This window comes from Streptomyces puniciscabiei, from assembly GCF_006715785.1.
GTDB classification, from domain to species: Bacteria; Actinomycetota; Actinomycetes; order Streptomycetales; family Streptomycetaceae; genus Streptomyces; species Streptomyces puniciscabiei.
In genome coordinates, this window is sequence record NZ_VFNX01000001.1 from 5336326 (window position 1) to 5362066 (window position 25741).

26 protein-coding genes are annotated in these 25741 nt (G+C 72.7%); 18 read left to right on the top strand and 8 right to left on the bottom strand.

Annotated features, from left to right (window positions below):
* Window positions 1-58: 58 nt before the first annotated feature.
* The 3 genes from FB563_RS24660 (at window position 59) to pgfA (ending at window position 3097) form a co-directional block, all read left to right on the top strand.
* A complete protein-coding gene (locus tag FB563_RS24660; RefSeq protein ID WP_142218911.1) occupies window positions 59-1786 on the top strand; it encodes a lytic transglycosylase domain-containing protein in 1728 nt (575 codons plus the stop codon).
* 155 nt (window positions 1787-1941) lie between these two features.
* The gene (locus FB563_RS24665) at window positions 1942-2076 is read left to right on the top strand and encodes an SPW_0924 family protein (protein WP_107100688.1); all 135 of its coding nucleotides are present in this window, start codon (window positions 1942-1944) and stop codon (window positions 2074-2076) included.
* A gap of 28 nt (window positions 2077-2104) precedes the next feature.
* Window positions 2105-3097 (top strand): cell envelope lipid trafficking protein PgfA, encoded by a 993-nt coding sequence (pgfA, locus tag FB563_RS24670; protein WP_142218912.1) that lies wholly within the window; start codon window positions 2105-2107, stop codon window positions 3095-3097.
* Here the strand turns inward: pgfA and hrpB are convergent.
* Together hrpB and FB563_RS24680 are read right to left on the bottom strand one after the other, a co-directional pair.
* Window positions 3087-5612: an ATP-dependent helicase HrpB gene (gene hrpB, locus FB563_RS24675; protein WP_055707057.1), complete on the bottom strand. Its 2526-nt coding sequence runs from the start codon at window positions 5610-5612 to the stop codon at window positions 3087-3089. The two genes, pgfA and hrpB, sit on opposite strands and share 11 nt — an antisense overlap.
* An 82-nt stretch (window positions 5613-5694) precedes the next feature.
* Window positions 5695-6531 (bottom strand): class I SAM-dependent methyltransferase, encoded by an 837-nt coding sequence (locus tag FB563_RS24680; RefSeq protein WP_199832862.1) that lies wholly within the window; start codon window positions 6529-6531, stop codon window positions 5695-5697.
* Between the two features lie 371 nt (window positions 6532-6902).
* Between FB563_RS24680 and rpsA the strand changes: the two genes are divergently transcribed.
* From rpsA to FB563_RS24700, 4 genes are all read left to right on the top strand, one after another.
* Window positions 6903-8396, top strand: a complete 1494-nt coding sequence (gene rpsA, locus FB563_RS24685) for a 30S ribosomal protein S1 (protein WP_055707059.1) — start codon at window positions 6903-6905, stop codon at window positions 8394-8396.
* A gap of 258 nt (window positions 8397-8654) precedes the next feature.
* On the top strand, window positions 8655-9593 hold the full coding sequence (locus FB563_RS24690; protein ID WP_055707060.1) for a PAC2 family protein: 939 nt from the start codon (window positions 8655-8657) through the stop codon (window positions 9591-9593).
* Window positions 9594-9638: 45 nt separating this feature from the next.
* A complete protein-coding gene (gene coaE / locus FB563_RS24695) occupies window positions 9639-10250 on the top strand; it encodes a dephospho-CoA kinase (protein WP_055707061.1) in 612 nt (203 codons plus the stop codon).
* A 61-nt stretch (window positions 10251-10311) separates the two neighbouring features.
* Window positions 10312-10692, top strand: coding sequence for a tetratricopeptide repeat protein (locus FB563_RS24700; RefSeq protein ID WP_055707062.1), 381 nt, complete (start codon window positions 10312-10314; stop codon window positions 10690-10692).
* 86 nt (window positions 10693-10778) lie between these two features.
* Here the strand turns inward: FB563_RS24700 and FB563_RS24705 are convergent, their stop codons facing one another.
* Complete coding sequence (locus FB563_RS24705) at window positions 10779-11075, bottom strand: DUF6343 family protein (RefSeq protein WP_055707063.1); 297 nt, start codon at window positions 11073-11075, stop codon at window positions 10779-10781.
* An 86-nt stretch (window positions 11076-11161) separates the two neighbouring features.
* On the opposite strand from FB563_RS24705, the gene FB563_RS24710 reads away from it, so the two are divergent.
* The 3 genes from FB563_RS24710 to FB563_RS24720 all read left to right on the top strand — a co-directional run bounded on the left by FB563_RS24710 (window position 11162) and on the right by FB563_RS24720 (window position 13534).
* Window positions 11162-12082: an acyltransferase domain-containing protein gene (locus FB563_RS24710; protein WP_055707064.1), complete on the top strand. Its 921-nt coding sequence runs from the start codon at window positions 11162-11164 to the stop codon at window positions 12080-12082.
* Window positions 12083-12283: 201 nt separating this feature from the next.
* The gene (locus FB563_RS24715) at window positions 12284-12979 is read left to right on the top strand and encodes a class I SAM-dependent methyltransferase (RefSeq protein ID WP_234357802.1); all 696 of its coding nucleotides are present in this window, start codon (window positions 12284-12286) and stop codon (window positions 12977-12979) included.
* A 105-nt stretch (window positions 12980-13084) separates the two neighbouring features.
* On the top strand, window positions 13085-13534 hold the full coding sequence (locus tag FB563_RS24720; protein WP_055707066.1) for a DoxX family protein: 450 nt from the start codon (window positions 13085-13087) through the stop codon (window positions 13532-13534).
* A 92-nt stretch (window positions 13535-13626) separates the two neighbouring features.
* Here the strand turns inward: FB563_RS24720 and FB563_RS24725 are convergent, their stop codons facing one another.
* Entirely contained in the window at window positions 13627-14439 is an 813-nt protein-coding gene (locus tag FB563_RS24725) for an RNA-binding S4 domain-containing protein (protein ID WP_055707067.1), read from the bottom strand.
* A gap of 310 nt (window positions 14440-14749) precedes the next feature.
* Here FB563_RS24725 and FB563_RS24730 point away from each other — a divergent pair, with 310 nt between their 5' ends.
* Window positions 14750-15445 carry a uracil-DNA glycosylase gene (locus tag FB563_RS24730; protein ID WP_055707068.1) on the top strand — a complete coding sequence of 232 codons (696 nt, stop codon included), beginning with the start codon at window positions 14750-14752 and terminating at the stop codon, window positions 15443-15445.
* A 719-nt stretch (window positions 15446-16164) separates the two neighbouring features.
* Here the strand turns inward: FB563_RS24730 and FB563_RS24735 are convergent.
* On the bottom strand, window positions 16165-16848 hold the full coding sequence (locus FB563_RS24735) for a GntR family transcriptional regulator (protein ID WP_055707069.1): 684 nt from the start codon (window positions 16846-16848) through the stop codon (window positions 16165-16167).
* A 202-nt stretch (window positions 16849-17050) separates the two neighbouring features.
* Here FB563_RS24735 and FB563_RS24740 point away from each other — a divergent pair, with 202 nt between their 5' ends.
* Both FB563_RS24740 and FB563_RS24745 read left to right on the top strand, forming a co-directional pair.
* A complete protein-coding gene (locus FB563_RS24740) occupies window positions 17051-18508 on the top strand; it encodes an NCS1 family nucleobase:cation symporter-1 (protein WP_055707070.1) in 1458 nt (485 codons plus the stop codon).
* A gap of 5 nt (window positions 18509-18513) precedes the next feature.
* Window positions 18514-19251, top strand: coding sequence for an aspartate/glutamate racemase family protein (locus tag FB563_RS24745; RefSeq protein ID WP_055707071.1), 738 nt, complete (start codon window positions 18514-18516; stop codon window positions 19249-19251).
* Window positions 19252-19286: 35 nt separating this feature from the next.
* On the opposite strand, the gene FB563_RS24750 is transcribed toward FB563_RS24745, so the two are convergent.
* Window positions 19287-19742 carry a GNAT family N-acetyltransferase gene (locus FB563_RS24750; RefSeq protein WP_055707072.1) on the bottom strand — a complete coding sequence of 152 codons (456 nt, stop codon included), beginning with the start codon at window positions 19740-19742 and terminating at the stop codon, window positions 19287-19289.
* Entirely contained in the window at window positions 19739-20155 is a 417-nt protein-coding gene (locus tag FB563_RS24755) for a RidA family protein (protein WP_055707073.1), read from the bottom strand. Before FB563_RS24755 ends, FB563_RS24750 begins: the two co-directional genes overlap by 4 nt.
* A gap of 867 nt (window positions 20156-21022) precedes the next feature.
* Here FB563_RS24755 and FB563_RS24760 point away from each other — a divergent pair.
* The 5 genes from FB563_RS24760 to FB563_RS43070 all read left to right on the top strand — a co-directional run bounded on the left by FB563_RS24760 (window position 21023) and on the right by FB563_RS43070 (window position 25143).
* A complete protein-coding gene (locus FB563_RS24760) occupies window positions 21023-21790 on the top strand; it encodes a nucleotidyltransferase domain-containing protein (protein ID WP_055707074.1) in 768 nt (255 codons plus the stop codon).
* Between the two features lie 250 nt (window positions 21791-22040).
* Window positions 22041-23828 (top strand): FUSC family protein, encoded by a 1788-nt coding sequence (locus tag FB563_RS24765; RefSeq protein WP_142219075.1) that lies wholly within the window; start codon window positions 22041-22043, stop codon window positions 23826-23828.
* Entirely contained in the window at window positions 23821-24024 is a 204-nt protein-coding gene (locus FB563_RS24770) for a hypothetical protein (protein ID WP_055707038.1), read from the top strand. Before FB563_RS24765 ends, FB563_RS24770 begins: the two co-directional genes overlap by 8 nt.
* Window positions 24025-24156: 132 nt before the next feature.
* The gene (locus tag FB563_RS24775; protein ID WP_055707037.1) at window positions 24157-24813 is read left to right on the top strand and encodes a DUF899 domain-containing protein; all 657 of its coding nucleotides are present in this window, start codon (window positions 24157-24159) and stop codon (window positions 24811-24813) included.
* A gap of 153 nt (window positions 24814-24966) precedes the next feature.
* Complete coding sequence (locus FB563_RS43070) at window positions 24967-25143, top strand: hypothetical protein (RefSeq protein WP_167528510.1); 177 nt, start codon at window positions 24967-24969, stop codon at window positions 25141-25143.
* A gap of 105 nt (window positions 25144-25248) precedes the next feature.
* On the opposite strand, the gene FB563_RS24780 is transcribed toward FB563_RS43070, so the two are convergent.
* Window positions 25249-25626 carry a hypothetical protein gene (locus FB563_RS24780; protein ID WP_055707043.1) on the bottom strand — a complete coding sequence of 126 codons (378 nt, stop codon included), beginning with the start codon at window positions 25624-25626 and terminating at the stop codon, window positions 25249-25251.
* Window positions 25627-25741 lie beyond the last annotated feature (115 nt).

A 25741-nucleotide genomic window follows, 5' to 3' on the forward strand; every position in this document is an offset into this window, starting at 1 on the left:
CAGTGCGAGGCGGACAGACGGAGACGGACGTACGAAGTCCACAGGAGGGGTTCACTCGATGGCGGCGCACTTCGGAAGGCGGCTGCGCAAGGGGGCGGCGACCACCGCCGTGGCCGCGGCGGCGGTCGCGGCCCTGTCCGCGTCCCAGGCTCCGGGAATGCCCGGCGGGGACCACGGCAGACAGGCGACGGCCGGCGCCTCCGCCCCCGTACCCGACGCCACCTCCGACGGCAACGCCACCGGCAACTCGCCGTACTACACGGACCTCCCGCCCCTCAACAGCCCCAACCCCAGCCCCTCGCCGAGCGCCACCGGCACCCCCGCCCCCCAGGGCGACACCGAGGCCGGCATCCCGGCGACGGTCCTCGACGCCTACAAGAAGGCCGAGGCCGAACTGCGTTCCTCCAAGCCCGGCTGCAACCTGCCCTGGCAGCTGCTCGCCGCCATCGGCAAGGTCGAGTCGGGCCAGGCGGAAGGCGGCCGGGTCGACGCCGACGGCACCACGATCGGCCGGATCCTGGGCCCCGCCCTCGACGGCAACGGCTTCGCCCTCATCAAGGACACCGACCACGGCCTCTACGACGGCAACACCGAGTACGACCAGGCCGTCGGCCCCATGCAGTTCATCCCGTCGACCTGGGCCTGGGCCGGCCGCGACGGCAACGGCGACGGCAAGAAGGACCCCAACAACGTCTACGACGCCGCCCTTGCCGCCGGCCACTACCTGTGCCGCAACGGCTGGGACCTCGCGCGCGAGGACGACCTGCACAGCGCCATCCTCAGCTACAACAACTCGCAGGACTACCTGAACACCGTCCTGTCGTGGCTGGAGTACTACCGCAAGGGCACCCACTCCGTGCCCGACGGCACCGGCAGTGTGCCGAGCCACCGCAGCGACGACGGCACCCCGCGCGCCAAGTCCCCGAAGCACACCAAGGCGCCGAAGACCAAGCCCCATCCGAAGCCGGACCCCAAGCCCAGCACGCCCGGCGGCAACGGCAGCCCCAGCCCGACCCCGCCGAAGCCGCCCGCCCCGCCGACGCCCCCGCAGACCCCCACGGACACCGTGGACCACCTGGCGGACGCGGGCACCGCCAAGCTCACGTCGATGGCCGGCCACGCCTTCAGCGAACGGATCGGCACCCGCGCCGAGACCAAGGCCGGCAAGGCCGTCGCCAAGGTCAGGATCCGGTTCACCATCACCGGGGACACCGACGCCACCTTCGCCGGCGGCGAGACCGTGGCCACGCTCGCCACCGACGCCAAGGGTGTCGCTCTCGCACCGGCGCTCCAGGCGGGCGAGAAGACCGGCGACTTCAAGATCATGGCCACCGTCGTGGGCCGCACGGTCACGGGCCTCGGCTACACGGCCACCGTCACCGAGCGCGCCGCCGACACCCTGACGCGCACCAGCGACACCCCGCTGACCTGCACCCCGGGCGGCGAGTTCGCCGACCAGGTCCAGGTGAAGGCGACGTACAAGGGCGCCGTCGCGGACAAGGTCGCGGCCACCGCCACCCTGATCAAGTCCGGCACCGACGCCACCGAGAACGACAAGGGCCCGTACTTCAAGGACGCCGACGGCAAGCCCGTCCGCACGCTCACCGGCCTCCAGACGGACGCCAAGGGCCTGCTGACCCTGCCGAAGCTGTACGCGGACGACACCACCGGCACGTTCCTGCTCCGCATCACCACCACCGGCGGCGCGACGCTCACCGTCGAGCTGCAGGTCGCCGCGGCGGACGCCTCGCCGAGCCCGTCGCCGAGCCCGTCCGCCTCCTCCTGAGAGCACGCGAGGGCGCCCTCTTCCGCACCCGCGGGGAGGGCGCCCTCGTTCGTGGGTGCACCGCTGTTCTCATCTCACCCGCCGGTTGCTACGGTGCCGAACCTGACGAACCATCAGGAACTCATGGGGACACCACCGTCCGCCGGGAGGCCCGTATGCGCGCCCTGATCGCCGCCGCGACCGGTCTCGCCCTCGCGCTCGCCCTGGTCCTGGCGATGACCGCCATGGGTGCGCCGACGGGCCGGACATCCCCCCAACCGCTGCTGACGACGGTGCCCTCGCACCCCTAGCCGCGCCCGTCCGGGAGGGAGGCCTTCCATGCGCCGCAAGGCAAGCCTGGTCCTGCTCGCCTGCGCCGTCTTCTGCGCCGCGCTCGCCCCGCTCATGCGCTGGTACGCCTTCCCGCGCCTGGCCAGGATCCCCGCGAACCAGTACCAGGACATGGTCCTGGAGGCCAGGGGCGCCACCCTGCTCGACTACGGCACCATGCGCGCGAAGAAGGTCTCCAAGGTCACCATCGTGCAGACCCTCAAGGGCGACGTGGCGGCCGCGCAGCGGATCGAGAGGACGGCGGGCCGGCCGGTCGTGGTCTGGGACGGCCTCTCCTACGTCCAGGGACCCGACGGCAAGATGGTCTCCGAGGTTCCCGAGCGCTACATCTTCGACGCCCACAGCCAGGACCCCGTGCACGCCACCGGCGAGATGGTCGACGGCGACCCCGTCACACGGCAGGGCATCGAGTTCAAGTGGCCGTTCCTGACACAGAAACGCGACTACGAGTACTTCGACGCGCAGACCCGCACCACCAGCCCCATCCACTACAAGGGCACCCAGACCTTCCGGGGCCTGAAGGTCTACTACTTCGAACAGACCATCCCCTGGACCAAGGTCCCCATGCCGAAGACCATGCCCGTCCAGGGCATCACGCCGGAATCGGTCGCCAGGACCGGAACCACCCGCTGGTACAGCACGGTCCGCAGATTCTGGGTCGAACCCGTCACCGGCGCGCCCGTCTACGGCGAGGAACTCCACAAGGAGGAACTGCGCGGCGGCACCCTGCTCGGCGGCCGGGACAGGGTCACGGCGTTCGCCGGGGACGTGAAGATGCGCGAGGACTACATCGAGCACACGGTCGCGCTGGTCGCACACAACCGCACCCTGGTGCTGATGCTCACCTCGTACGTCCCCTGGGGCTCCCTGACCGCGGGAGCCCTGCTCCTGGCCCTCTCCCTCTACCTGGAGGCCCGCGCCCGCCGCCCCCGGGACCCCGCACCCACCCGGCCGGCCGAACCCGAACCGGTCAGCGCCTGAGCCGCGCGTTGGTGTGCCGGGTGGGCTCGGCGGCCGCCGGGTCCTCGGGCCACGGATGCTTCGGATACCGCCCGCGCAGCTCGGCCCGTACCCCCTGGTAGCCGTCCTTCCAGAAGGAGGCGAGGTCGGCCGTCACGGCGGCGGGCCGCCCGGCGGGGGAGAGCAGATGCACGAGCAGCGGCACCCCCGCCACGGTCGGCGTCTCGCGCAGCCCGAACATCTCCTGCAACTTCACCGCGAGCACCGGCTGCTCCGGATCCCGATAGTCGATCCGGATTCTGGACCCACTCGGCACGGTGATCCGCTCCGGCGCAAGCTCGTCCAGCCGCCCGGCTTCCCCGCTCGCCCACGGCAGCAACCGCGCCAGCCCCTGCCCGGCGTCGATCCGGCCGAGATCGGCCCGCCGCCGGGCCCGGCTCAGCTCCGGCTGCAGCCATTCGTCCACGCGCGCGTGCAGCGCGTCGTCGGACACGTCCGGCCACGGCTCCCCGAGCCGCACCCGCAAGAACGCCAGCCGCTGCCGCAGCACCTCCGCCTCCGGCGACCACCGCAGCAACCCGAGCCCCTCCTGCCGCAGCCCCTCGAGCAGGGCACCGCGTACGAGCGCCGGATCGGCGTCCTTCAGCGGCCGTACGGCCAGCTCGATGGCGCCCAGCCGCTCGACATGCCGGGCCACGACATCCCCGTAGGCCCAGCGCACCTCGTCCCGCTCGCCGAGCAGCGCCCCGGCGGCGGCCCGCGCCACGTCCTCGCTCACGGCAGCCCCGAGCCGCACACGCGCGTGCCCCGTACCGGAGGGCCGATCGGCGACGGCGACGACGATCCACGGCGCACCCCGCAGCGCCGACGCATCACCCACCTCGGCCCGCGTGCCGGAGGCCATCAGATACGACCCACCGTCGAGCTTGGCGACCCGCTCGGGAAAGGCGAGCGCGGCGACGACCCCGGCGAGCTTGTCGTCACCGGTGCCCGGTCCGACCCGGACGGCGCCTTCTGACCGACAGGGACGGGTGGGCGAGTGGGAAAACTCCTGTGAGACGGCCCGGAGCCGCCGTACTTCCGCGGCCCACCGCCCTGCATAGGCGTCACCCCCACGCCGAGCACGACGCAACGCGCCGGCAAGATCATCCCCGTAATCCCGCGGCACCTCTTCGGACAGCAGAGCGACAACTTCCGCGCCCTCGCCGGCCGTGTCCAGGAGCGCCCGCCCCAGCCGAGGGTGCACCCCCAGCCGAGCCAGCCTCACACCGACCGACGTGGCCCGCCCGACGGAGTCCACCGCCCCCACCGCCGTCAACGCGGAGCGCGCCGCCGCCATCGCCCCACCCGGCGGCGGATCCAGCAAGGCCAGCCCGGAGGCGTCCGGATCCCCCCAGCAGGCCGCCTGCAGGGCGAACGCGGTCAGATCGGCCACCTTGATCTCCGGCGCCGGAAACGCCGGCAGACGCCCGTCCTCGGCCTCGGACCAGCACCGGTACACCGCCCCCGGCGCCTCCCGTCCGGCCCGCCCCGCCCGCTGCCGCCCGGCCGCCCGCGACGCCCGTACCGTCGTCAGCCCGCTCAGCCCGCGCGCGTGATCCACCCGCGGCTCCCGCGCCAGCCCGGAGTCCACCACCACGCGCACCCCGGGCACCGTCAGCGAGGACTCCGCCACCGAGGTCGCCAGCACCACCCGGCGCCGGGCCCCGGGCGCCAGCACCGCGTCCTGCACGGCGGCCGGCGCCCGCCCGTGCACCTGCAGCACATCGACCTCACCGAGTGCGCCGAGCTGCCCCGCCACGCGCGCGATCTCGCCCACGCCGGGCAGGAAGCACAGCACGTCCCCCTCCCGCTCGGCCAGCGCCCGCCGCACCACGGACGCCACGTGCGCCAGCAGCGCCGGATCGACCCGCATCCCGTGCGGCGGCCGTATCGGACGCACCGGGGGCGCCCAGACCACCTCCACCGGGTGCGCGACGCCCGCGGCCTCGACCACGGGCGCCCCGCCCAGCAGCCGCGCCCAGCCCTCCGCGTCGGTCGTCGCCGACGCGGCCACCAGCCGCAGCTCCGGCCGGAGCGCCTGCCGTACGTCCCACAGGAACGCGGCCGCCGTGTCGGCGTCCAGATGCCGTTCGTGGCACTCGTCGAGGACGACGGCGTCGACGCCCGGCAGCTCCTGGTCCCGTTGCAGCCGCTGCAGCAGCACGCCGGTCGTCACGACCTCCACGCGCGTGTGCCGGCCCACGGCCCGCTCGCCGCGCACCGTGAAGCCCACGCTCTCGCCGGGCTTCTCACCCAGCAGCCACGCCATGCGACGGGCCGCCGCCCGTGCCGCGATCCGGCGCGGCTCGGCCACCACGACCCGCCGCGCGGGCCCGCCCCCGGCCAGCCCCGCCAGCACGAGCGGCACCAGCGTCGTCTTGCCGGTGCCGGGCGGCGCCACGAGCACGGCGGTGCCGCCGTCCTCCAGGGCCTCGGTCAGGGCGGGCAGGGCCGAGCGCACGGGCAGCGCGTCCAGGGCGTCGTAACGGATCACGCCCCCCAGTGTCGTACGACGGCGAAACCGGCCCTCACGCGCGCGTGCACGTAGGTATAGGTACGGGACACGAGGCGGGAGGTCAGTCCCGCTCGCACACGAAGATCGCCGTGCCGGGGATGAGACGGCCCCGCAGCGGGGACCAGCCACCCCACTCCGAGGTGTTCCAGGCCGGCCATTCCGGCTCCACCAGGTCCACCAGGCGGAAGCCGGACGCCACGATGTCCCGGACCCGGTCGCCGAGCGTCCGGTGGTGCTCCACGTAGACCGCGCGGCCCTCCTCGTCCTGCTCCACGTAGGGCGTGCGGTCGAAGTAGGAGGACGACACCGACAGACCCTCGGGGCCCGGCTCGTCCGGGAACGCCCAGCGGATCGGGTGCGTCACCGAGAAGACGAACCGGCCGCCCGGCCGCAGCACCCGCCGCACCTCGCGCAGCACCAGCCCCGGGTCGGCGACGAAGGGCAGCGCGCCGTACGCCGAGCAGGCCAGGTCGAAGGAGCCGTCCGCGAAGGGCAGCGCACCGGCGTCCGCACAGACCAGCGGAAACGATCCACCGATCCGCAGGGCGTGCTGCAGCTGGCGGTGCGAGAGGTCCAGGGCCACCGGGCGGGCCCCCTGGGCGGCCAGCCAGCGCGCGCACTGCGCCGCGCCCGCGCCGATCTCCAGGACGTCCTTGCCCTTCAGCTCCTCCGGCGGGCCGAGCAGCTCGGCCTCCACCTCGTCCAGGCCCTCCGGGCCCCACACGAAGCGGTCGTCGCCGAGGAACGTGCCGTGCTCGACCTGGTATTCGTCCGCGTTGCGGTCCCACCAGCCCCGATTGGCCCGTGCGCTTTCCGCGACCCCGGCGTCACGCCGTGTCGCCTCCGGCTCGCACGCCTCGGGTCCTTCGGGCTCGTACGCTTCCGGCTCTTGGATGATCGGCTCCCTCGTCGTACTCTTCCGTCCAACCCGCCGGGTTCGTCACGGAACCGGTTCCCTCGGCCTGCGTGGCCTCAAGGGACGTTTCTTCTGCCGGTTATGGGGCGATCCGCCCCGGGTGTGCGCCTTCGCGCATTGACCATGTCCGGCTGCCCCCGTATGCTACAAGTTGCGCTGCGGGCCTGCGCACCTCAGACGTAGCAGGCTGCGCTCGCATCTGTTGTATGTCCCCTCGGTTGTCGAGGCGCCACCGGGCACCCGGTGTCCATTTGGTGGCGCTTCCTTGGCTGTCCGGCTTCTGCAGAGCGAAACGGGCTCCCGGCGTAAGCAGTACCTACGACTTCAATGTCCGTACCGGAGCCCTTTCCCACATGACGAGCAGCACCGAGACCACCGCCACCACCCCGCAGGTAGCGGTCAACGACATCGGTAACGAGGAAGCCTTCCTCGCAGCGATCGACGAGACGATCAAGTACTTCAACGACGGCGACATCGTCGACGGCGTCATCGTGAAGGTCGACCGGGACGAGGTCCTGCTCGACATCGGTTACAAGACCGAAGGTGTCATCCCGAGCCGCGAGCTCTCGATCAAGCACGACGTCGACCCGAACGAGGTCGTCGCCGTCGGCGACGAGATCGAGGCCCTGGTCCTCCAGAAGGAGGACAAGGAAGGCCGCCTGATCCTCTCGAAGAAGCGCGCCCAGTACGAGCGTGCCTGGGGCACCATCGAGAAGATCAAGGAAGAGGACGGCATCGTCACCGGTACCGTCATCGAGGTCGTCAAGGGTGGTCTCATCCTCGACATCGGCCTCCGTGGCTTCCTCCCGGCCTCCCTGGTCGAGATGCGCCGCGTCCGCGACCTCCAGCCGTACGTCGGCAAGGAGCTCGAGGCCAAGATCATCGAGCTGGACAAGAACCGCAACAACGTGGTCCTGTCCCGCCGTGCCTGGCTGGAGCAGACCCAGTCCGAGGTCCGCCAGACGTTCCTCACGACCCTGCAGAAGGGTCAGGTCCGCTCCGGTGTGGTCTCCTCGATCGTCAACTTCGGTGCCTTCGTGGACCTGGGTGGCGTCGACGGTCTGGTCCACGTCTCCGAGCTGTCCTGGAAGCACATCGACCACCCGTCCGAGGTCGTCGAGGTCGGCCAGGAGGTCACCGTCGAGGTCCTCGACGTCGACATGGACCGCGAGCGCGTCTCCCTGTCGCTGAAGGCGACCCAGGAAGACCCGTGGCAGCAGTTCGCCCGCACCCACCAGATCGGCCAGGTCGTGCCCGGTAAGGTCACGAAGCTGGTGCCGTTCGGTGCGTTCGTCCGCGTGGACGAGGGCATCGAGGGTCTGGTCCACATCTCCGAGCTGGCCGAGCGCCACGTGGAGATTCCGGAGCAGGTCGTCCAGGTCAACGACGAGATCTTCGTCAAGGTCATCGACATCGACCTCGAGCGCCGCCGCATCAGCCTCTCGCTGAAGCAGGCCAACGAGTCCTTCGGTGCCCACCCGGAGGAGGTCGAGTTCGACCCGACCCTCTACGGCATGGCCGCGTCCTACGACGACCAGGGCAACTACATCTACCCCGAGGGCTTCGACCCGGAGACCAACGACTGGCTGCCGGGCTACGAGAAGCAGCGCGAGGAGTGGGAGCGCCAGTACGCCGAGGCGCAGGCCCGCTTCGAGCAGCACCAGCAGCAGGTCATCAAGTCCCGCGAGGCGGACGCCGCCGCTGCCGCCGAGGGTGGCGGCGAGGCCGCCGCTCCGGCCGCGACCGGCGGTTCGTACTCCTCCGAGGGCGCGGACACCTCCGGTGCGCTGGCCTCGGACGAGGCGCTGGCCGCGCTGCGCGAGAAGCTGGCCGGCGGCCAGAGCTGATCGCTGTCGCTGAGGCTTAGCCGATAGCTGGTTCTGAGGGGCCGTACCTTTCGGGGTACGGCCCCTCAGGCGTGTCCGGGGACCGAGCCGCCGTCGGTTCGGCCGCGGGCGGTCTGTGGTCGCGCACGCCGCCGGGGAGTTGCGGGTGCCCACGCTTTCCTTCGTACCGCCCCCGAGAGCCTGATCAACGGCGTGTCGTGGGAATGCCCGTCGTCCAGGGCGTGTTGACGATGTCGAACACGAGGAGGAGCGGTCACAGTGCTTGATCCGCAGGGTTTGTACGCATGGGAGCCGAAGGGCCTCGCCGTGGTCGACATGGCGCTCGCCCAGGAGTCGGCCGGCCTTGTCATGCTCTACCACTTCGACGGATACATCGACGCGGGCGAGACCGGGGACCAGATCGTCGACCGGCTGCTCGACTCACTGCCCCACCAGCTCGTCGCCCGTTTCGACCACGACCGGCTCGTGGACTACCGGGCCCGGCGCCCTCTGCTGACCTTCAAGAGGGACCGCTGGACCGACTACGAGGTGCCGGCCATCGAGGTCCACCTCGTCCAGGACACCACGGGTGCCCCCTTCCTGCTGCTCTCCGGGCCCGAGCCGGACGTGGAGTGGGAGCGGTTCGCGGCCGCCGTACGCCAGATCGTGGAGCGGCTCGGCGTCCGCCTCTCGGTGAACTTCCACGGCATCCCCATGGGCGTCCCGCACACCCGCCCGGTGGGTCTCACCCCGCACGGCAACCGCACCGACCTCGTCCCGGGCCACCGCAGCCCCTTCGAGGAGGCCCAGGTGCCCGGCAGCGCGGAGTCGCTCGTGGAGTACCGCCTGATGGAGGCCGGGCACGACGTCCTGGGCGTCGCCGCGCACGTACCGCACTACATCGCCCGTTCGGCGTACCCGGACGCCGCCCTGACCGTCCTGGAGGCCATCACGGCCGCCACCGGTCTCGTCCTTCCGGGTGTGGCGCACTCGCTGCGCACGGACGCGTACCGCACCCAGACGGAGATCGACCGGCAGATCCAGGAGGGCGACGAGGAACTCACCGCGCTCGTCCAGGGCCTGGAGCACCAGTACGACGCGGCCGCGGGCGCCGAGACGCGGGGCAACATGCTGGCCGAGCCGGTGGAGATCCCGTCGGCGGACGAGATCGGGCGCGAGTTCGAGCGGTTCCTGGCGGAGCGGGAAGGCGAGAACTGACCTGCGCCGGACCCGCTGTCAGCGGCAGGGCCTAAGCTGACGCTCATGCTGAAAGTGGGCCTGACCGGTGGAATCGGTGCCGGCAAGAGCGAGGTGTCACGGCTGCTCGTGGAACACGGGGCCGTGCTGATCGACGCCGACCGGATCGCGCGCGAGGTCGTGGCGCCGGGCACCCCCGGCCTCGCGGCCGTGGTCGAGGCCTTCGGCGAGGACGTCCTCGCCGCTGACGGCAACCTGGACCGGCCCAGACTCGGCTCGATCGTCTTCGCCGACCCCGAGAAGCTCGCCGTGCTCAACTCGATCGTGCACCCCCTGGTGGGCGCCCGCTCCCGCGAACTGGAGGAGGCCGCGGCCGCCGACGCCGTCGTGGTCCACGACGTGCCCCTCCTCACCGAGAACGGCCTGGCGCCGCTGTACGACGTCGTGGTCGTCGTGGACGCGACCCCCGAGACCCAGCTCGAGCGGCTGGTCCGGCTGCGCGGCATGACCGAGGAGGACGCACGCGCGCGCATGGCCGCGCAGGCGACCCGCGAGCAGCGCAGACAGATCGCGGACATCGTGATCGACAACGACGTACCGCTGGACGCGCTGCACAAGCGTGTCACCGAGGTGTGGGAGGACCTCGTACGGCGGGCACATGAGGGCACCGCGCGGTAGCGCAGGAATAGCGGCCCCCTTCTCGCGCGTTGAAGGGGTGGAGTGAGGGAAGGACTCAGCCGTGCCCGAGACCAGCGGTTCCACCGGACGTACTCCGGAGACGCATGTCATCGACTTCCGTGCAGCCGAGCATCTGCTCAACTCACGGGACCCGCGGGGTGCGGTGAAGCTCCTCGATCCAGTCATCGCCGCGCACCCGGAGAACACCGCCGCCCGGCTGCTCCGCGCGCGTGCGTTCTTCGCCGCAGCCCAACTGCGGCCCGCCGAGCTGGAGTTCACGATCGTGCTGGAGCGCGAGCCGGACAACGCTTTCGCGCACTTCGCGCTGGCCCGGACCTATGAGCGCCAGGGCCGCCCCGACCAGGCCAAACGCCATTTCCGTCTCGCCGCCGCGCTGGACCCGAACCCGCAGTACGTGAGAGCGGCACGCTTCGACGACTGAGCGGCGGGCGTGCCGGGGCCCCACGGATGCGGATGCCGGTGTGGGGTCATGGACACCGGGCGTTGGCCATGCGCGCCGGGCGTTGGTCAGGGACGCCGGTGCCTCGACGGCCCCGGGAGTGGCGGTCCGTTGTCCGGGGGCCGGTACGGCGGTACGTCACGGCCCGGCTGATAGTGCGGACCCTGCCGGATGTGCCGGAGGATCATGATCATGTCCACGGTGACCACCAGCCACAGCGCCCCGCAGGCCGCCGCCCAGCCGGGGCGACCGACGAGCGCGAACGCCACCGTGCCGAAGACCGACCAGGCCAGTCCCCACACGCACAGCCAGAACCGCGCCCGCAGAGCACTGCGCGCGGTCACCGGTTCACTGCCCGTACGCATCGGACCACCACTCCTGCTTGCAACGTACTCTTCGCGGACGACGTTCATCAACGGCGCTCGTCCGCCGCTCGTCGAAGGGGGATCTCTTGCTGCCGGACGCCGACGACCTGCCCGAACTGCTCCTCGACCTGGCCGTGCCGCACGAGGACATCAACGAGCTGGTGGCCGGGTCGCGCCGGGTGACCGGTGACCCGGGGGCGCTGAGACTCCTGGAGGAGTGCGTCGAGGAGCTGTTCCGCGATCCGGTGGAGACCGGCCGCACACCCGAGCTCGCCGAACTCCTCGACGCGGCGCCGGCCGGGCTGGCCGGCACCTTCGCCGCGTACGTCTTCGTCGCCGCGCTCCCGCACACGCTCGCCCGGCACCGGAAACGCGGCATTCCGCCCGAAGTTTCCCGGCGCACCCTGGCCGACCTGGGCCGTCAGATGGCCGTTCACCGCCGACGGCACGGAACGACCGGGGTGAACGCCCGGCGCTGGCTCGTGCGGCACTTCCGCGGTGAGCTGTACCAGTTGGGCCGGCTGCAGTTCGAGCGGGCGCGGCACGGACAGCGCACGTCCGCGGTGATCGCGGCGGCCGGCCTGGACGTGGCGCCCGGCACCGCCTGTCTGAACCTGCACATCCCCGACTTCCTGGGCCCGCTGACCCCGTCCGCCTGCGACCGCTCGCTGGCCTGGGCCCGTGAGTTCTTCCCCCGGCACTTCCCGGAGGAGCGGCCGGTGGCCGTGCTGTGCCACTCCTGGCTGCTCGACCCGCAGTTGAAGCGGTACCTGCCGGCCGACTCCAACATCATTCGCTTCCAGGACCGGTTCCGCACCGCCCGCGAGGACACCGAGCCGTCCGACACCGAACCCGTCCAGTTCGTCTTCGGCGACCCCGGCCTCGCGATCGCGGACCTGCCGCGCCGCACGTCCGTGGAGCGGGCGGTGGGGGACCACCTGCGGGCGGGCGGCCACTGGTACATCGGACACGGCTGGTTCCCGTTCCGGTCGGACGGTGGACGCTGAGGGCTGAGCCGGACGGTGCGGACTGAGCCGGACGGTCCGGGCTGAGTCGGACGGTGCGGGGTGAGCCGGACGGCGGGGACTGAGTCGGACGGTGCGGGCAGAGTCGACGGTGCGGACTGAGCCGGGCAGCGCGGGCTCACTCGGACGGGTGAACCGCGGTCGGAGGGGAACGGCCGTGCGAGGGCGGGCCGTTGTTCGGGCATGACGGTCGAAATGCGTGAGGGATACGAGGGCACGGGGCCCGGCGCGATCACCCCGGACGGCTGCGCGGTCGAGCTGTACGAGCGGCTGCCGGTCGGAGACGAGCCGGACATCATCGCCGCGGCGGTACCGGCCGGGGCGCACATCCTGGAGCTGGGCAGCGGGGTGGGCCGGATGACCCACCCCCTGCTCGAGCGGGGCTTCACGGTCACGGCGGTGGACGAGTCCGCCGAGATGCTGAGCCGGATCCGCGGGGCGCGCACGATATGCGGGCCCATCGAGCAACTCGACCTGTGCGGTGAGAAGTTCGACGTGGTGATGCTCGCGTCGTTCCTCGTGCACGCCGGTGACGAGGAGGTGCGCCGGGGCATGCTGCGCACCTGCGTCCGGCATGTGGCGAACAACGGCTGCGTGCTCATCCAGCGGGAGGGCGAGGACTACCACACGAACGTGCCCAGGGAGCGGGTCGACCCGAGCGGCTTCACCGTACGGATCGTCTCCGCGGAGCCGGTCGGCAACGGAGCGAACTCGGTCCATGTCGAGTACGACTTCCCGGACGCACGCTGGACCCAGACATTCCTGGCCCGGCCGCTGACCAAGGAGCAGTTCGAGTCGGCACTGGAGGAAGCGGGGCTGGAGGTGGACGCGTATCTGACACCGGACCGGACATGGGTGCGTGCGGTGCCGAAGGGATAGCGGGCACTCGGTCGCCCGGCGCGGCCGGGAGAGCGATGACTTTCCGGATGCCGCGGGGTCTACCCCGGTGAAAGCAATCGGCACCGCTTCCCCAGGAGATCCCACATGTCCGAGACGACCGCTCCCGCCGCCCGCACCTCCTCCGTCGCCTCCGCCGGCTCCCTCAGTGGCCGCAGGCGTGTGGCCCGGGTCACGCTGCGGACCGTGCAGGTGCTGCTCGCGTTGTTCTACGGCGTCGCGAGCGCGCTGCCCAAGCTCATCGCGCACCCCTCGGCCGTCGAGGCCTTCGACAAGATCGGCTGGGGCAGCGGGGCCATGTACACGATCGGTGCGCTCGAACTCGCCGGAGCGATCGCGCTGTTGATCCCCGTGCTGCAGTCCCTGGCGGCGATCGCGCTCAGCGCGCTGATGGTGGGCGCGTTCATCGTCCAGCTCACGGCCTTCGACGGCCAGAACGCGGCGACCCCGCTGATCCTGATCGTGCCGCTCGCCCTGATCGCCTGGGCCCGGCGCGAGCACAACGGTGAGCTGCTGCGGCTGGTGCGGCGACGGTGACCCGGGTGCGCGGCGCCGGCGCGGCCGGCCGGGCGCGGGGGCCCGGCCGACGGCGCCGGCGTGTGCGTGCGTGGGGAGGCCGGCGCCTCCGGTCACCGTCCGCGGGGGCGCCCCCCGCTGCCGCCGGATCCGGATGCGCCGCGCCTGCCGGACGCGCGGGATGCGCCGCGTCCACCGGATCCGCCGCGTTCACGGGTTCCACCGGATCCACGGCGTTCACCGGACCCGACGGGGCCGCCCGGCCCGGACCCGCCCTGGCCCTCGGACCGATCCCGGCCCTCGGAGCCGCCGAGGCCGGCGGGCCCGGCGAGGCCTCCGGCGCCGCCGAAGGCGCCGAAACCGCCCGGGAGGCCCGGGCCCGCGAGGCCGCGGAGGCGTTCCATTTCGCGGCGGTCGCGCTTGGTGGGGCGGCCGGTGCCGCGGTCGCGAAGGCCCGCGGGTGCGACGGCTTCGCGGGGCGGAGGCGGAGGGGAGTTGTCGATGTAGCACTGGGCGGCCACGGGGGCGCCGACCCGCTTGCGGATCAAGCGCTTGACGATCACGATTCGCTCCCGGCCCTCGTGCCGCAGGCGGACCTCGTCGCCGACGCGCACGGAGTAGGCGGGCTTCACCCGCTCGCCGTTCACATGGACGTGGCCGCCCCGGCAGGCGGTGGCGCCGAGGGAACGCGTCTTGATCAGACGCACGGCCCAGATCCAGCTGTCGATCCGTACCGTCTCGCCCTTGCCCGGCCCCGCGGCCTCGGCGGCGGCCACCGCGGCGGCGGTCTTCGGATCAACGGGCTGCTCGACGGAGGCACCGGAGCTGGGGGTGTCCTGGGTGTTCCGGGCGTCCTGGGCGGGGTCGGGACCGTCCGGTCCGGCGGTCCCACGGTTCACGTTCTCGTCCGCATCCTCGGAAGCCATGCCCCGACCTTAACTCCCCGGGCGGGGTGAGCCGGAGGCGATTTTCCCGGGCGGTGGGGGCCGGTTTCCCAGGGCGCCGGGTGCCGGGTGCCGGGTATCGGCACGGATCACTGACGGCCGCAGCCGCCTGGCACACCCCGGATGTGCACACCGCGGCGGCGCCCTGTCGTCGTGCGCTCACCGGCGAGACGGACACCACGCCCTGCGGCCTCGACGGCCTCGACGACCTCGACCCACCCCTCCCGCAGCGGCCCGCGCCGTCTCCGTCGCACCTGTGCCGGCCGGGCCCGCCGGGGCATACGGTGGCCGTATGGACGACAGCTGCGCCCTTGCCCGGCTCGATCGGCGGGTCGCGGACTGCCGGGCCTGTCCTCGGCTGGTCGAGTGGCGCGAGGAGGTGGCCCGCACGAAGCGGGCCGCGTTCGCCGACTGGACGTACTGGGGGCGGCCGGTGCCCGGCTTCGGCCCCGCCGACGCACGCCTGGTGATCATCGGGCTGGCCCCGGCCGCGCACGGCGGCAACCGCACCGGCCGGATGTTCACCGGAGACCGTTCAGGAGACGTGCTCTATCAGGCGCTGTACGACGAGGGGCTCGCCTCGCAGCCCACATCCGTCAGCGCCGACGACGGGCTGGAGCTGTACGGCGTCCGGGTGACCGCGCCGGTGCACTGCGCCCCGCCCGCCAACAAGCCGACCCCGGGCGAGCGGGACACCTGCCGCCCCTGGCTGGTCCAGGAGCTGAAGCTGCTGCGCCCGACGCTGAGGGCCGCGGTCGTGCTGGGCGCCTTCGGCTGGCAGGCCGCGCTGCCCGCGTTCAGCGAGGCGGGCTGGACCGTGCCCCGGCCGCGCCCGGCCTTCGCCCATGGCACCCGGGTCGCGCTCGACGGCCTCGACCTGTTCGGCTGCTTCCACGTCAGCCAGCGCAACACCTTCACCGGCCGGCTCACCACCGAGATGCTCCGCGAGGTGCTGCGCACCGCGGCGAGGACGGCCGGACTGCGGTAACCGGCCGTCGGCAACCGACCTCGGCCGACCCTCGCCCGTCAGCGGCACGCAGCGGCCGATCCGCCGGCCCCTCGCCACCGGACTGGAGCTTCTCGGACTCCCGCGGCCGGTCCGTCAGGAGTCGATAGCCGCCTGTCAGCCGCCCTGGGGGCGCCCTGGGCAGCCGCCGGCAGCTGACCGGGGCACCCAGGGACCGGTCATCCGCAAGCCACTGGCCACCGATCCGGATGCTCCGGCGCCCACTCGGGGGATCCCGTAGCCGCCTGCAGGACCCGGCACCGGGCCACAAGGAGCCGATAGCCGCCCGTCAGCAGCCCACGACGAACCCTCGGGAACCGAACGTCGCAGGTCAGCAGCTCGCAGCGGTTCCTTGGGAGTGGGCAGCCGTCGGTCGGGGTCGCGCGGTGGCCCGTGGGGGAGCCGGTGCCGCTGGTCAGCACCTCTCGGCGGTCTCCCGTGAGTGGACAGCCGTCCGCTTCTCGCGGTGGCCCATCGGGAACCGACACCGCCGGTCAGCGCCTCGCCGGTCTCTCGTGAGTGGTCAGCCGTCGGTCGGGCCGCGCGGTGGCCCGTGGGGAGCCGGTGTCGCCGGTCAGCGGCTCGTGGCGGTCCATCGGGAGCCGGCCGGCGCCCTCCGCAGCCTGCGGCAGCGCTCGCCGGGGAGCGACAGCCGCCCGCCAGGAGCGCGCAGCGGTTCCCCTGCCGCCGGCCGTGGTTCTTCAGTCGGCGTCAGCGGTTCTCCAGTCGACGTCAGCGGGATCGGTGCCGAACAGGTGCCGTACCGTCGAGCGGTAGTTGGCGCGGACGTGGTCCAGGGCGTGGGCGCGGGCGCGGTCGGGGTCTCCGGAGGCGATGGCCTCGTACAAATCGCGGTGCTCGGTGAGGAGTTGGGGCCATTCCTCGTTCCGCCGGGTGAGCCAGCGCAGGCGGCCGTCGACCGGCTCCATGACCGAGATCAGCAGGCTGTTGCCGGCCAGGGCGCGGATGCCGTCGTGGAACCGGGTGTTGATGTCCGTGATCGCCTCGGCGTCGCCCTCCTTCGTCGCCCGCGCCGCCTGGTCGAGCAGTTCCCGCAGCTCCGCCAGAGCCTCGGGGGTCCCCCGGGACGCCGCCAGCCCCGCCGCGTACACCTCCAACGCCTCGCGCAGTTCGAAGAGTTCCCGGACGTCGGTCGGGGTCAGCCGGCGTACGACCGTGCGGCGGGCCGACTCGAAGAGGACGAAACCCTCGGCGACCAGCGCGCGGATCGCCTCCCGCACCGGCACCCGGGAGACGCCGAACCGCTCGGCCAGTTCCCGTTCGACGAGCCGGTCACCGGGTGCCAGACGCCCGGCGATGATGTCCTCCCGCAGACTCGCCAGGACCCGCTCGCGCACCGCGCCCAGGGGTTCGATCTTCGTCATGGGCCCATCTTCGCCGACGCGAGGCGACTTTTACGGGGCCGTAACGGCAGCGACATCGGTCCGAACGCTTGACGACGGCACCATGTCAGCAGTTTGGTATACCAAACGCGGCCCCGCTGTGGGCTTCCGGTCGCCCCGGCGCGCCACAGCCCGTCCGAGTTCCTGCGGTATGGCCCCTTCGTCCCCCCGTCCAGGAGGCCCCGTGTCCCTCGCCGACCGCGCCGAAACCACCGGCGCCCCCGCGTTCGTCCCCGACCCCCGCCTCGTCAACGAGGACCTCGCTCCCGCCAGGCAACGGAACTGGAAGGTCTTCGACCTCTTCGCCATGTGGATGTCCGACGTCCACAACCTCGGCAACTACACCTTCGCCGCCGGTCTGCTGGTCCTCGGCATGAACGTCTGGCAGGTCTTCACCGCCCTGCTCGTCGGCTTCGTGCTCATCTACGCCGGCATGAACCGGATGGGCAGGATCGGCCAGCGCCACGGCGTGCCCTTCCCGGTGGTCAGCCGCATCGGGTTCGGCGTCTGGGGCGCGAACATCCCCGCGCTGATCAGAGCCGTGATCGCCATCATGTGGTACGGCATCCAGACCTATCTGGCCTCGGTCGCCGTCAATGTGATGCTGCTGGCGGCCTGGCCGGGCCTCGCCTCCCTCACCCACCACTCCTTCCTCGGCCTGAACGCGCTCGGCTGGATCTCCTTCGTCTCGCTCTGGCTGCTCCAGGCGCTGATCATCAGCCGGGGCATGGAGTCGGTGCGCAAGTTCCAGGACTTCTGCGGTCCGGCGATCTGGCTGGTGATGATCGCGCTGGCGATCTGGGTCCTGGCCAAGGCCCACTGGAGCATCTCGCTCACCTCCACCCCGCACCCGGTGTCCGCGGGTGAGCAGTGGCGCCAGTGGTTCGGCGCGATCGGCCTGATCCTCGCCACCTACGGCACGCTGATGCTCAACTTCTGCGACTTCTCCCGCTTCGCACCCGACTACCGGACCGTGCGGCGCGGCAACTTCTGGGGACTGCCCGTCAACTCCACCGCGTTCGTGGTCGTGTCGGTGATCGTCACGGCCGGCTCGCTGAAGGCGTTCGGGCAGGCCATCACGGATCCGGCGGAACTGGTCGCCAAGGTCGGCAACACCTGGGTGCTCGTGATCGCCGCGTTCACCTTCGCGGTCGCCACCATGGGCGTCAACATCGTGGCCAACTTCGTCTCGCCGGCGTACGACCTCGCCAACGTCTGGCCGCAGAAGATCACTTTCAAGATCGGTGGCCTGATCAGCACCGTCGCCGCGCTGCTCGTCACCCCCTGGAACCTCTTCTCCAACCCGACCGTCGTCAACTACTTCCTCGGCGGCCTCGGCGCCTTCCTGGGCCCACTGTTCGGTGTGATCATGGTCGACTACTACTGGGTCAAGCGCGGCAAGGTCGACGTCGACGCGCTGTTCGACGCCCGGCCGGGCTCCCCGTACCACTACCGCAAGGGCGTCAACCCGAAGGCGCTGTGGGCGTTCCTGCCCTCCGCCGCCGTGGCAGCCGTGGTGGCGCTGGTCAAGAGCTTCAGCGACGTGGCGCCGTACTCCTGGTTCATCGGCACGGCACTCGCCGCCGCCCTGTACGCGCTGCTGGGCCGCGGGGAGCGCGCCGCGACGGCGAAGGAGGCCTGACCGGCGTGCGGATCGTCGTCACCAACTGCAACACCACGCAGGAGATGACCGAGGAGATCGTCCGCGGCGCCCGGGCCGCGGCGGCCCCCGGCACCACGGTGACCGGCCTGACCCCCGGCTGGGGCCCCGCATCGGCCGAGGGCTGGCTGGACAGCTACCTCTCCGCCGCCGCCGTACTCGACACCCTGCGGACGTACGACGGGCCCGCGTACGACGCCGTCGTCCTGGCCGGCTTCGGCGAGCACGGCCGGGAAGGCGTACGGGAGTTGGTGGACGTCCCGGTCGTGGACATCACCGAGGCCGCCGCCCACCTCGCCTGCCTCCTCGGCCGCCGTTACGGCGTCGTCACCACTCTCGACCGCTCCTGCGGGCAGATCGAGGACAGCCTGGAGACGGCCGGCGTGGCCCGGAACTGCGCCGCCGTCGTCGGCACCGGCCTCGGCGTCCTCGACCTCGCCGGTGATCCCGGCCGCACCGAGGCCGCGTTCCTGACGGCGGCCGAGCGGGCCCGGGACGCGGGCGCCGAGGTCCTGGTCCTGGGCTGCGCCGGGATGACGGGACTGCAGCAGGCGGTGGGGGAGAAGCTGGGGATGCCCGTGGTCGACGGCGTGGCGGCGGCGGTCAAGCTCGCCGAGTCCCTGGTCACCCTGGGCCTGACCACCAGCCGAGCGGGCGGCTACCAGCAGCCGCTGCCCAAGGAGAGGAGGTGGGGGCGGCCGGCGCGGGGAGCCGATGGGGCGTGACCCCGACCGCCACGGCGGGGCCGGAACGGCAGGGCTCACGGACGCCAGACGTACCGCACGTCCGGCTCCCGCTCCTCGTTCCCGCTTCCGTCCGTGAACTCGACCGCGGCGAAGCCGTGCCGCTCGTAGAAGCGGTGGGCGGACTTGTTCACCTGGAAGGTCCACAGGGTCAGCCCGCCCGGGCTGCGCTCCTTGGCCAGCGCGACGAACCGGTCACCGATACCGCGCCCGCGCCACTCCGGGGCCAGGTACAGCTGCGACAGCAACTCCCCGTCCAGCACCATCAGTCCGACGATCCCGCCACCGTCGGCCTCCGCCACCCAGGTCTCCCGCAGCGGCACCACCACATCCCGGATGTACGCGCGCACCTCGTCGTCGGTGTGCGGCCGGACGACGCTGGGCAGGGCGGCATCGAAGGACCGCAGATACACCTCCGCCGCGGCACGGGCGTCCGCCGCCAGCGCCCGGCGCAGTACGACCTCGCCAGTCATCGGTGGCCCTCCCGGTCCGGCACCACGGCCGTGGCCGTGATCTCCACCAGCTGCCCGGTGTAGCCGAGGCAGGCGACCCCGAGCAGCGTGGACGAGTGCGGACCCGCGCTCAGCCCGGAGGCCGCCACGACCTCCCACACCGCGGACAGCACCGAGGGCTCGCTGCTCACCACGTACACGTCCGTCGCGACGACATGCGCCAAGTCGCTCCCGACCGCGCCCAGTTGCTCTCGGAGATTGGCGATCACCTGCTCGGCCTGCCGCACCGGATCACCCGGCCCGACGATCTCCCCCTTCTCGTCGAGCGGCACCGCCCCGGCGAGGAAGGCCAGCTTCGTCCCGGCCTCGACGACGGAAGCGTGGGAATAGCGGGGTGGCGGAAAAAGGACCGGGACGGTTACGCGCTGGATCACGAGGGCTGCTCTCCTGGAAACGGCGGCGGACGACTTACTGACGCCCCCCGATAATCGTTCCCCTCGCCCCTGCCCGCATCCGAATTCTGCAGGCCGGGCCGACGCCCATCGCCTCGCGTCTGTGCCGGCGATGAGCAGTGGTTCGTTCGCGTGCTTCCAGCAGGTCACCCACAGTCCGCGGTCGAGGTGGTGGCGGACGGCTCCTGCCAGGTCCAGTACGCGTCCAGACGGAATCCCTGCAGCCCTTCGGCGCGGCAGGCCTCGTAGAACCGTGTTCAGCACCGCCCCGGCAATACCCCTGCGCCGGGCCGCCTGACGGACGTGGCGAGAGGAGACGCGGAGCGCGTCCGCGTCTGACGGCCAGGTGTCGACGGCGACGGTGCCGACGACTCCACGCCCGCCCTCCTCGGAACGATCGACCGGCCGCGCGGTCGCTGGGCTCTGGCACCCCCGGCCGCGGCCGCGGCGCGGCAGCGAAGTGCGGGTCGCTCCGCGGTGGATCGGGCTCGGCGAGCAGTCGCCGGACCATGCCCGGCGTGCATCCCCGCCCGTGCACGCCCGCCATCGACAGATGGGCGCGCGCATGAGCCGCGTCCCGACGGCCCCCTGCTGTTCCGGGACTTCCCCCCTCCCTCTCGTGCGCGCCCGCGTCCCTGTCCTGGATCGTCACGACTGCCTCCCCCGTCGTCACCCTGCGTTACGATTCCTTGATAACGCATGCCACTGACAACGGCCCGTGACCAGGGAGGCCGGACGCGGAGCGGACCTCAGACGGCGGCGGAGGACATGTGGCGGCAACCGGCCGGACCACGGGCGCCAGGGAGTGGACTGCGGCGGACTGCGGGGTGGCCGCGGCAGGCTGAGCACATGCATCGATCTCCCGACCCGCTCTTCCTCGACGCCGTCGCCGACCGCCTCGCCGCCCTGCCCACCGTCCGGGCCGTCGCCCTCGGCGGTTCCCGTGCCCAGGGCACCCACCGGGACGACAGCGACTGGGACCTGGCCCTCTACTACCGCGGCCCCTTCGACCCCGACGACCTGCGCGCCCTCGGCTGGGAGGGCGAGGTCTCCGAGATCGGCGGCTGGGGCGGCGGGGTCTTCAACGGCGGCGCCTGGCTGACGATCGACGGACGCCGGGTCGATGTGCACTACCGGGACCTCGACGTGGTCGAGCACGAGCTGGCGGAGGCGGAGGAGGGGCGGTTCCGGGTGGAGCCGCTGCTCTTCCATCTCGCCGGCATCCCCAGCTATCTGGTCGTGGCCGAACTCGCCGTCAACCAGGTGCTCCGCGGCTCCCTGCCCCGCCCGGCGGACTACCCGGCCAGGCTGCGCGACACCGCCGCCGCGCGCTGGCACGGCACCGCCCGCGCCACCCTCGCCTACGCGAAGGCCAACCACGCCCCCCACGGCCGGCTCACGGAGACCGCCGGCGCCATCGCGACGGCCGCCGCCCAGGCCGCGCACGGAGTGCTCGCCGCACGCGGTGAATGGGTCACGAACGAGAAGCGGCTGCTGGAGCGGGCCGGGCTGCGCGGGATCGACTCGGTGGTCGCTGAGCTGCGGGCCGGACCGGAGACCCTGGTGGCCGCCGTGACCGAGGCCGAGGAGATCGTCGCCGACGCATCGCGTCCCTAGAGGAGCCGGCGCATTGCGTTCATAAAGAAACCGGCCGCCCGGGCACCTTTCACATGCCCGAAACCTGATCGCCCGGTCCGCACCGGGAACGCCCCCTACCGTGAAGCGCAGCCCACCACCCGGCCACCGTCGTCCGAAGGCAAGGCACATCCCGCCCGCGTACGACAGGAGGCCCGTGTCCCGGCCCGCCGCACCCCTCTGGCTCGCCCACGCCCTGCGCGCCCAGCGCGGACCCGTCCCCTGGAGCGCGATGACCCGGGGCGCCCTCGCCGCCGGGCCGCTGCTGCTGGCCGGAGTCGGCACGGGACACACCGCCCCCGGCGTCCTCGCCGCCATCGCCGCGATGCTCGCCGGCATCAACGACCGGCCCGGCAGCCGGCGGGCCTCCGTCCGACGGCTCGGGGTGCCCGCGCTGGCCGGGGCACTCGGGCTGCTCGCGGGGACGTACGCGGGGCAGGGGCTGGCCGCCGTACCGCTGACCCTGGTGCTCACCCTGCTCGGGCTGTTCGCCGGCGGCATCAGCGCGGTCGGGCCCGTCGCCTCCGCCGCCGGAACGCACCTGCTCGTCGGCGCCGCGATCGGCGCCGGGATGCCGGCGGCCGCGAGCGGCTGGCAGCGGGCGCTCGCCTTCCTCGCCGGGGCCGGCTGGCTGCTCCTGCTGCGGCTCGCCCTGCCCACGCCCGGTTCGCTCGCCGGGGACTTCCGGTTCGACGGGGAACGGGCCGCGGTCGCCGAGGTGTACGACGCCGTCGCCGCGCTCCTCGACGCCGTGGGCGGTGAACACGCCACCGCCCGGCGGGCCGCGCTCACCGCCGCCCTCGACCACGCCCAGGACGCCCTCGCCGGACCCCGGCTGCGCCGGCGGGCCGGCTCCGCCGCCGAGCGCCGGCTGCACGCGCAGTACGTGGCCGCCCTCCCGCTCGCCGAGGCCGCCACCGCCTTGTTCTGGGCGGGGGAGCCCGTCTCCGTGCGGGCGGCGGAAGGGCCCCGGCGGCTCGCCGCCGCCGTCCGCGGCAACACCGGCACCGGCCCGCTGCCCGCCCCCCACCGGTCCGCCCCCGCCCTGCGGGCCCTCGACGACGCCCTGTTGCGCGCCGCCGAGGCCTTCGACCGGGCCGAGGACGCACAGCAGCGGCCACCCGCCAGGCGCCGGGGCGTGCGGCACGCCGTCCGCGCCGCGGTCGGCACCGGTGGACGCGAATACGGGCTGCGGGTCGCCCTGTGTTTCGGAGCCAGCGCCGCGATCGCCCAGGCCCTGCACCACACCCGCTGGTACGGCCAGCACCAGCACTGGTACTGGCTGCCCGCCACCGCCGTCTTCCTCGTCAAGCCCGACCTCGGGCCGCTCGCCTCCCGCGTGCTGTGCCGGGCCGCCGGAACGGTGCTGGGCGCCCTGGTGTTCGCCGGGCTCGCCGCGCTGCTGCCCCGGCCCGCCGGGCTGATCGTGCTGGTCGCGGTCTGCGGGGCGCTCGTGCCGGTCGCGACGAGGCACTTCGCCGCGCTGACCGCCGTCGTCACCGTCCTCGTCCTCGCCCTGGTCATGGCGGGCGGCGAGCCGCAGGCCTCCGTCAGCCGGATCGGCGAGACCCTGATGGCCTGCGCGCTCGTGCTGGTTGTCGGGCATCTGCCGATGCCGGGGGAGCGCGGCGGCGGGGTCCGGGCGCGGCTCGCCACGGCCGGGAGCGCCGCGCACGCCTATCTTGTGCACGTCCTCGGCGAGTCCGGTGACCGCGCCCAGCGGTGGGCGCTGCGGCGGGAGGCCTACCGCACCCTCGCCGAGGCCCGTACCGCCATCGCACTGGCCGCCGCCGAACTGCCCGCCCTCGCCCGGCACACCGCGGGCACGGACACCGTCGCTGTCGTCCTGGAGCGACTTGTCGACACGACCACGGCCTGTGCCGTCCACCTCGACGAGACGGGCCGGCTCACGCCCCGGCACGTCCGTCAACTGCGCAGCGCCTTGGATGAGTTGAGGCTGCAGGGGTTGGAGGTGCCCCTGCCCGCCGCCGCTCAGCCGTACCACGGGGCCCATGCCTGACACTCCCGCCGACCTCGTCGTCACCGGCCCCACCGGCCTCGTCCATGACGAGGACGAGGACATCGGGTTCCGCGAGGACGCGCCGATCGTCGTACGCGACGGCGCCATCGAGTCCGTCACCGCCGCCGCGTCCGTGCGGGACCTGCCCGCCGCGGAGCGGATCGAGGCGCACGGGCAGGTCGCCGACGTCGTCTGACCTGTCGAGTCCAACCTCACCGCCATCGGTACCGACTTCCTGACCCCCTGCCAAAAAATCTTCGCGCTCGGCGATGAGTTCCGCTCCCGGCAACGGTCACCATCCCGGACCGGCCGTTGGACAGGAGGGCTCATGTCGCTTCCGGAGATCGTCTCGCCCGAGCGGTGGCGCGCGGCGCGCGAGGAACTGCTGCGCAAGGAGGAGGCGGTCAGACGGGCCCGCGAGGTACTCGGGGAGGAGCGGCGGCGGCTGCCCATGGTCGAGGTCGAGGCGGAGTACGTCTTCGAGGGCGGCGACGGCAAGGCCACCCTTCTGGACCTCTTCGAGGGCCGGGCCCAGCTGATCGTCCATCACTTCATGTTCGCCCCGGAGTGGGAGACCGGCTGCCCGTGCTGCGCGGCCTTCCTGGACCAGGTCGGCCCCCTCGCCCATCTGCGGGCCCGCAATACCTCCTTCGCGGCCGTCTCCCGCGCGCCGTTCACCCGGATCCTGCCGTTCAAGGCGCGCATGGGCTGGACGGTGCCCTGGTACTCCTCCTCGTGCGCGTCGTCCCAGGGCGACTTCAACCTCGACTTCGAGGCCACCGTGGAGTCGGACCGGGGCCCGGTCGAGCGGCCCGGCATCAGCTGCTTCCTGCGCGACCACGACCGGGTCTTCCACACCTATTCGGCGTACGACGACGGGCTGGACGGAATCGGCACGCTCGCCGGCCTGCTCGACCTGACCCCGTTCGGCCGCGACCCGGCCGGCAGCGACCGGCTGCGCCTTCACGACGCGTACGACTACTGACACGCAAGGTGCGGAGCACGTCACAAAGTGAACGGTTTCTCACGCTCCGCGCCGAACGAGTGTAGGTAATGTCTCAGTCCCGTCACCGAGCGAGGCGTTTCCCTTCTCCAGGGCGTTAACTCCTACAAGTACGACGCTTTCTGGAGGTGCGAGATGGTGAACGGGCGAACGGTGCTCGAACGCTTTCCCGCCGGTGGGCCGCGGGGATCCTGGCCCGCGGAGGAGTTCGCGCACGCCCGGCGTCAGGAAGGCCTGCCGGCGGAGGTCGTCATGGACCTGGCCACGGACACCTTCCTGGTGATCGTGCGCGGCGGTGACAACACCGAGTGACCCCGCTCGGGCCGGCTTCGGCGCCGGTCCACGCGCCATGAACCGGTGTGCCCCCGGCGCGTGAGCTCGGCGCAGAGGGCGCCCCGCCGGCAGTTCCCTCCGGCGTCACAGCCAGTCCGGAGTCGTCCCGGTCACCCGGCACAGCGCCAGGTACAGCGGGATCGGCGGGGTGTACGGCACCGTGCCCTCCGGGCGGTGGATGAGCCGGGCGGTGCCGGTCACCAGGGCGCCGGGGGCGTAGTGGGCCGGGGACGGCCAGGGGAGGGCGTAGTCGGAATCCGACGGAACGATCCACCACCAGCGGGCGCCGTCGGTGTACACACAGCCCAGCCTTGGCAGTCGGGGTACGACGAGCGGGCCGAGGCGGTCGGGCACGGCCACGGCGTCGCAGCCGAGCGGTGCGGTCATGCCGTCCGGCACGGCTAGCCGGCGGGGCGCGTCCGGGACGGACCTGCGCCGCTGCAGCCGCACCAGGGTGTCCAGACCGAGGGCCCCCTCGGGACCCCGGCCGACGGCACCGGCGGCGCCGGGCGGGAAGGAGCTGCGCTGCGGCTCGTGGCCGTAGCCGCCGGAGTCGTGGGCGCGGAAGTCGCCCCTG

What these genes read in the sequence shown, in the direction of transcription:
- coaE (WP_055707061.1), top strand. Translation starts at nt 9,639, where the DNA reads ATGCTGAAAGTGGGCCTGACCGGTGGAATCGGTGCCGGCAAGAGCGAG.
- FB563_RS24760 (WP_055707074.1), top strand. Translation starts at nt 21,023, where the DNA reads ATGCATCGATCTCCCGACCCGCTCTTCCTCGACGCCGTCGCCGACCGC.
- FB563_RS24730 (WP_055707068.1), top strand. Translation starts at nt 14,750, where the DNA reads ATGGACGACAGCTGCGCCCTTGCCCGGCTCGATCGGCGGGTCGCGGAC.
- FB563_RS24725 (WP_055707067.1), bottom strand. Translation starts at nt 14,439, where the DNA reads ATGGCTTCCGAGGATGCGGACGAGAACGTGAACCGTGGGACCGCCGGA.
- pgfA (WP_142218912.1), top strand. Translation starts at nt 2,105, where the DNA reads ATGCGCCGCAAGGCAAGCCTGGTCCTGCTCGCCTGCGCCGTCTTCTGC.
- FB563_RS24705 (WP_055707063.1), bottom strand. Translation starts at nt 11,075, where the DNA reads ATGCGTACGGGCAGTGAACCGGTGACCGCGCGCAGTGCTCTGCGGGCG.
- FB563_RS24765 (WP_142219075.1), top strand. Translation starts at nt 22,041, where the DNA reads ATGACCCGGGGCGCCCTCGCCGCCGGGCCGCTGCTGCTGGCCGGAGTC.
- FB563_RS24735 (WP_055707069.1), bottom strand. Translation starts at nt 16,848, where the DNA reads ATGACGAAGATCGAACCCCTGGGCGCGGTGCGCGAGCGGGTCCTGGCG.
- FB563_RS24660 (WP_142218911.1), top strand. Translation starts at nt 59, where the DNA reads ATGGCGGCGCACTTCGGAAGGCGGCTGCGCAAGGGGGCGGCGACCACC.
- FB563_RS24750 (WP_055707072.1), bottom strand. Translation starts at nt 19,742, where the DNA reads ATGACTGGCGAGGTCGTACTGCGCCGGGCGCTGGCGGCGGACGCCCGT.
- FB563_RS43070 (WP_167528510.1), top strand. Translation starts at nt 24,967, where the DNA reads ATGGTGAACGGGCGAACGGTGCTCGAACGCTTTCCCGCCGGTGGGCCG.
- FB563_RS24770 (WP_055707038.1), top strand. Translation starts at nt 23,821, where the DNA reads ATGCCTGACACTCCCGCCGACCTCGTCGTCACCGGCCCCACCGGCCTC.
- FB563_RS24715 (WP_234357802.1), top strand. Translation starts at nt 12,284, where the DNA reads ATGACGGTCGAAATGCGTGAGGGATACGAGGGCACGGGGCCCGGCGCG.
- rpsA (WP_055707059.1), top strand. Translation starts at nt 6,903, where the DNA reads ATGACGAGCAGCACCGAGACCACCGCCACCACCCCGCAGGTAGCGGTC.
- FB563_RS24665 (WP_107100688.1), top strand. Translation starts at nt 1,942, where the DNA reads ATGCGCGCCCTGATCGCCGCCGCGACCGGTCTCGCCCTCGCGCTCGCC.
- FB563_RS24720 (WP_055707066.1), top strand. Translation starts at nt 13,085, where the DNA reads ATGTCCGAGACGACCGCTCCCGCCGCCCGCACCTCCTCCGTCGCCTCC.
- FB563_RS24775 (WP_055707037.1), top strand. Translation starts at nt 24,157, where the DNA reads ATGTCGCTTCCGGAGATCGTCTCGCCCGAGCGGTGGCGCGCGGCGCGC.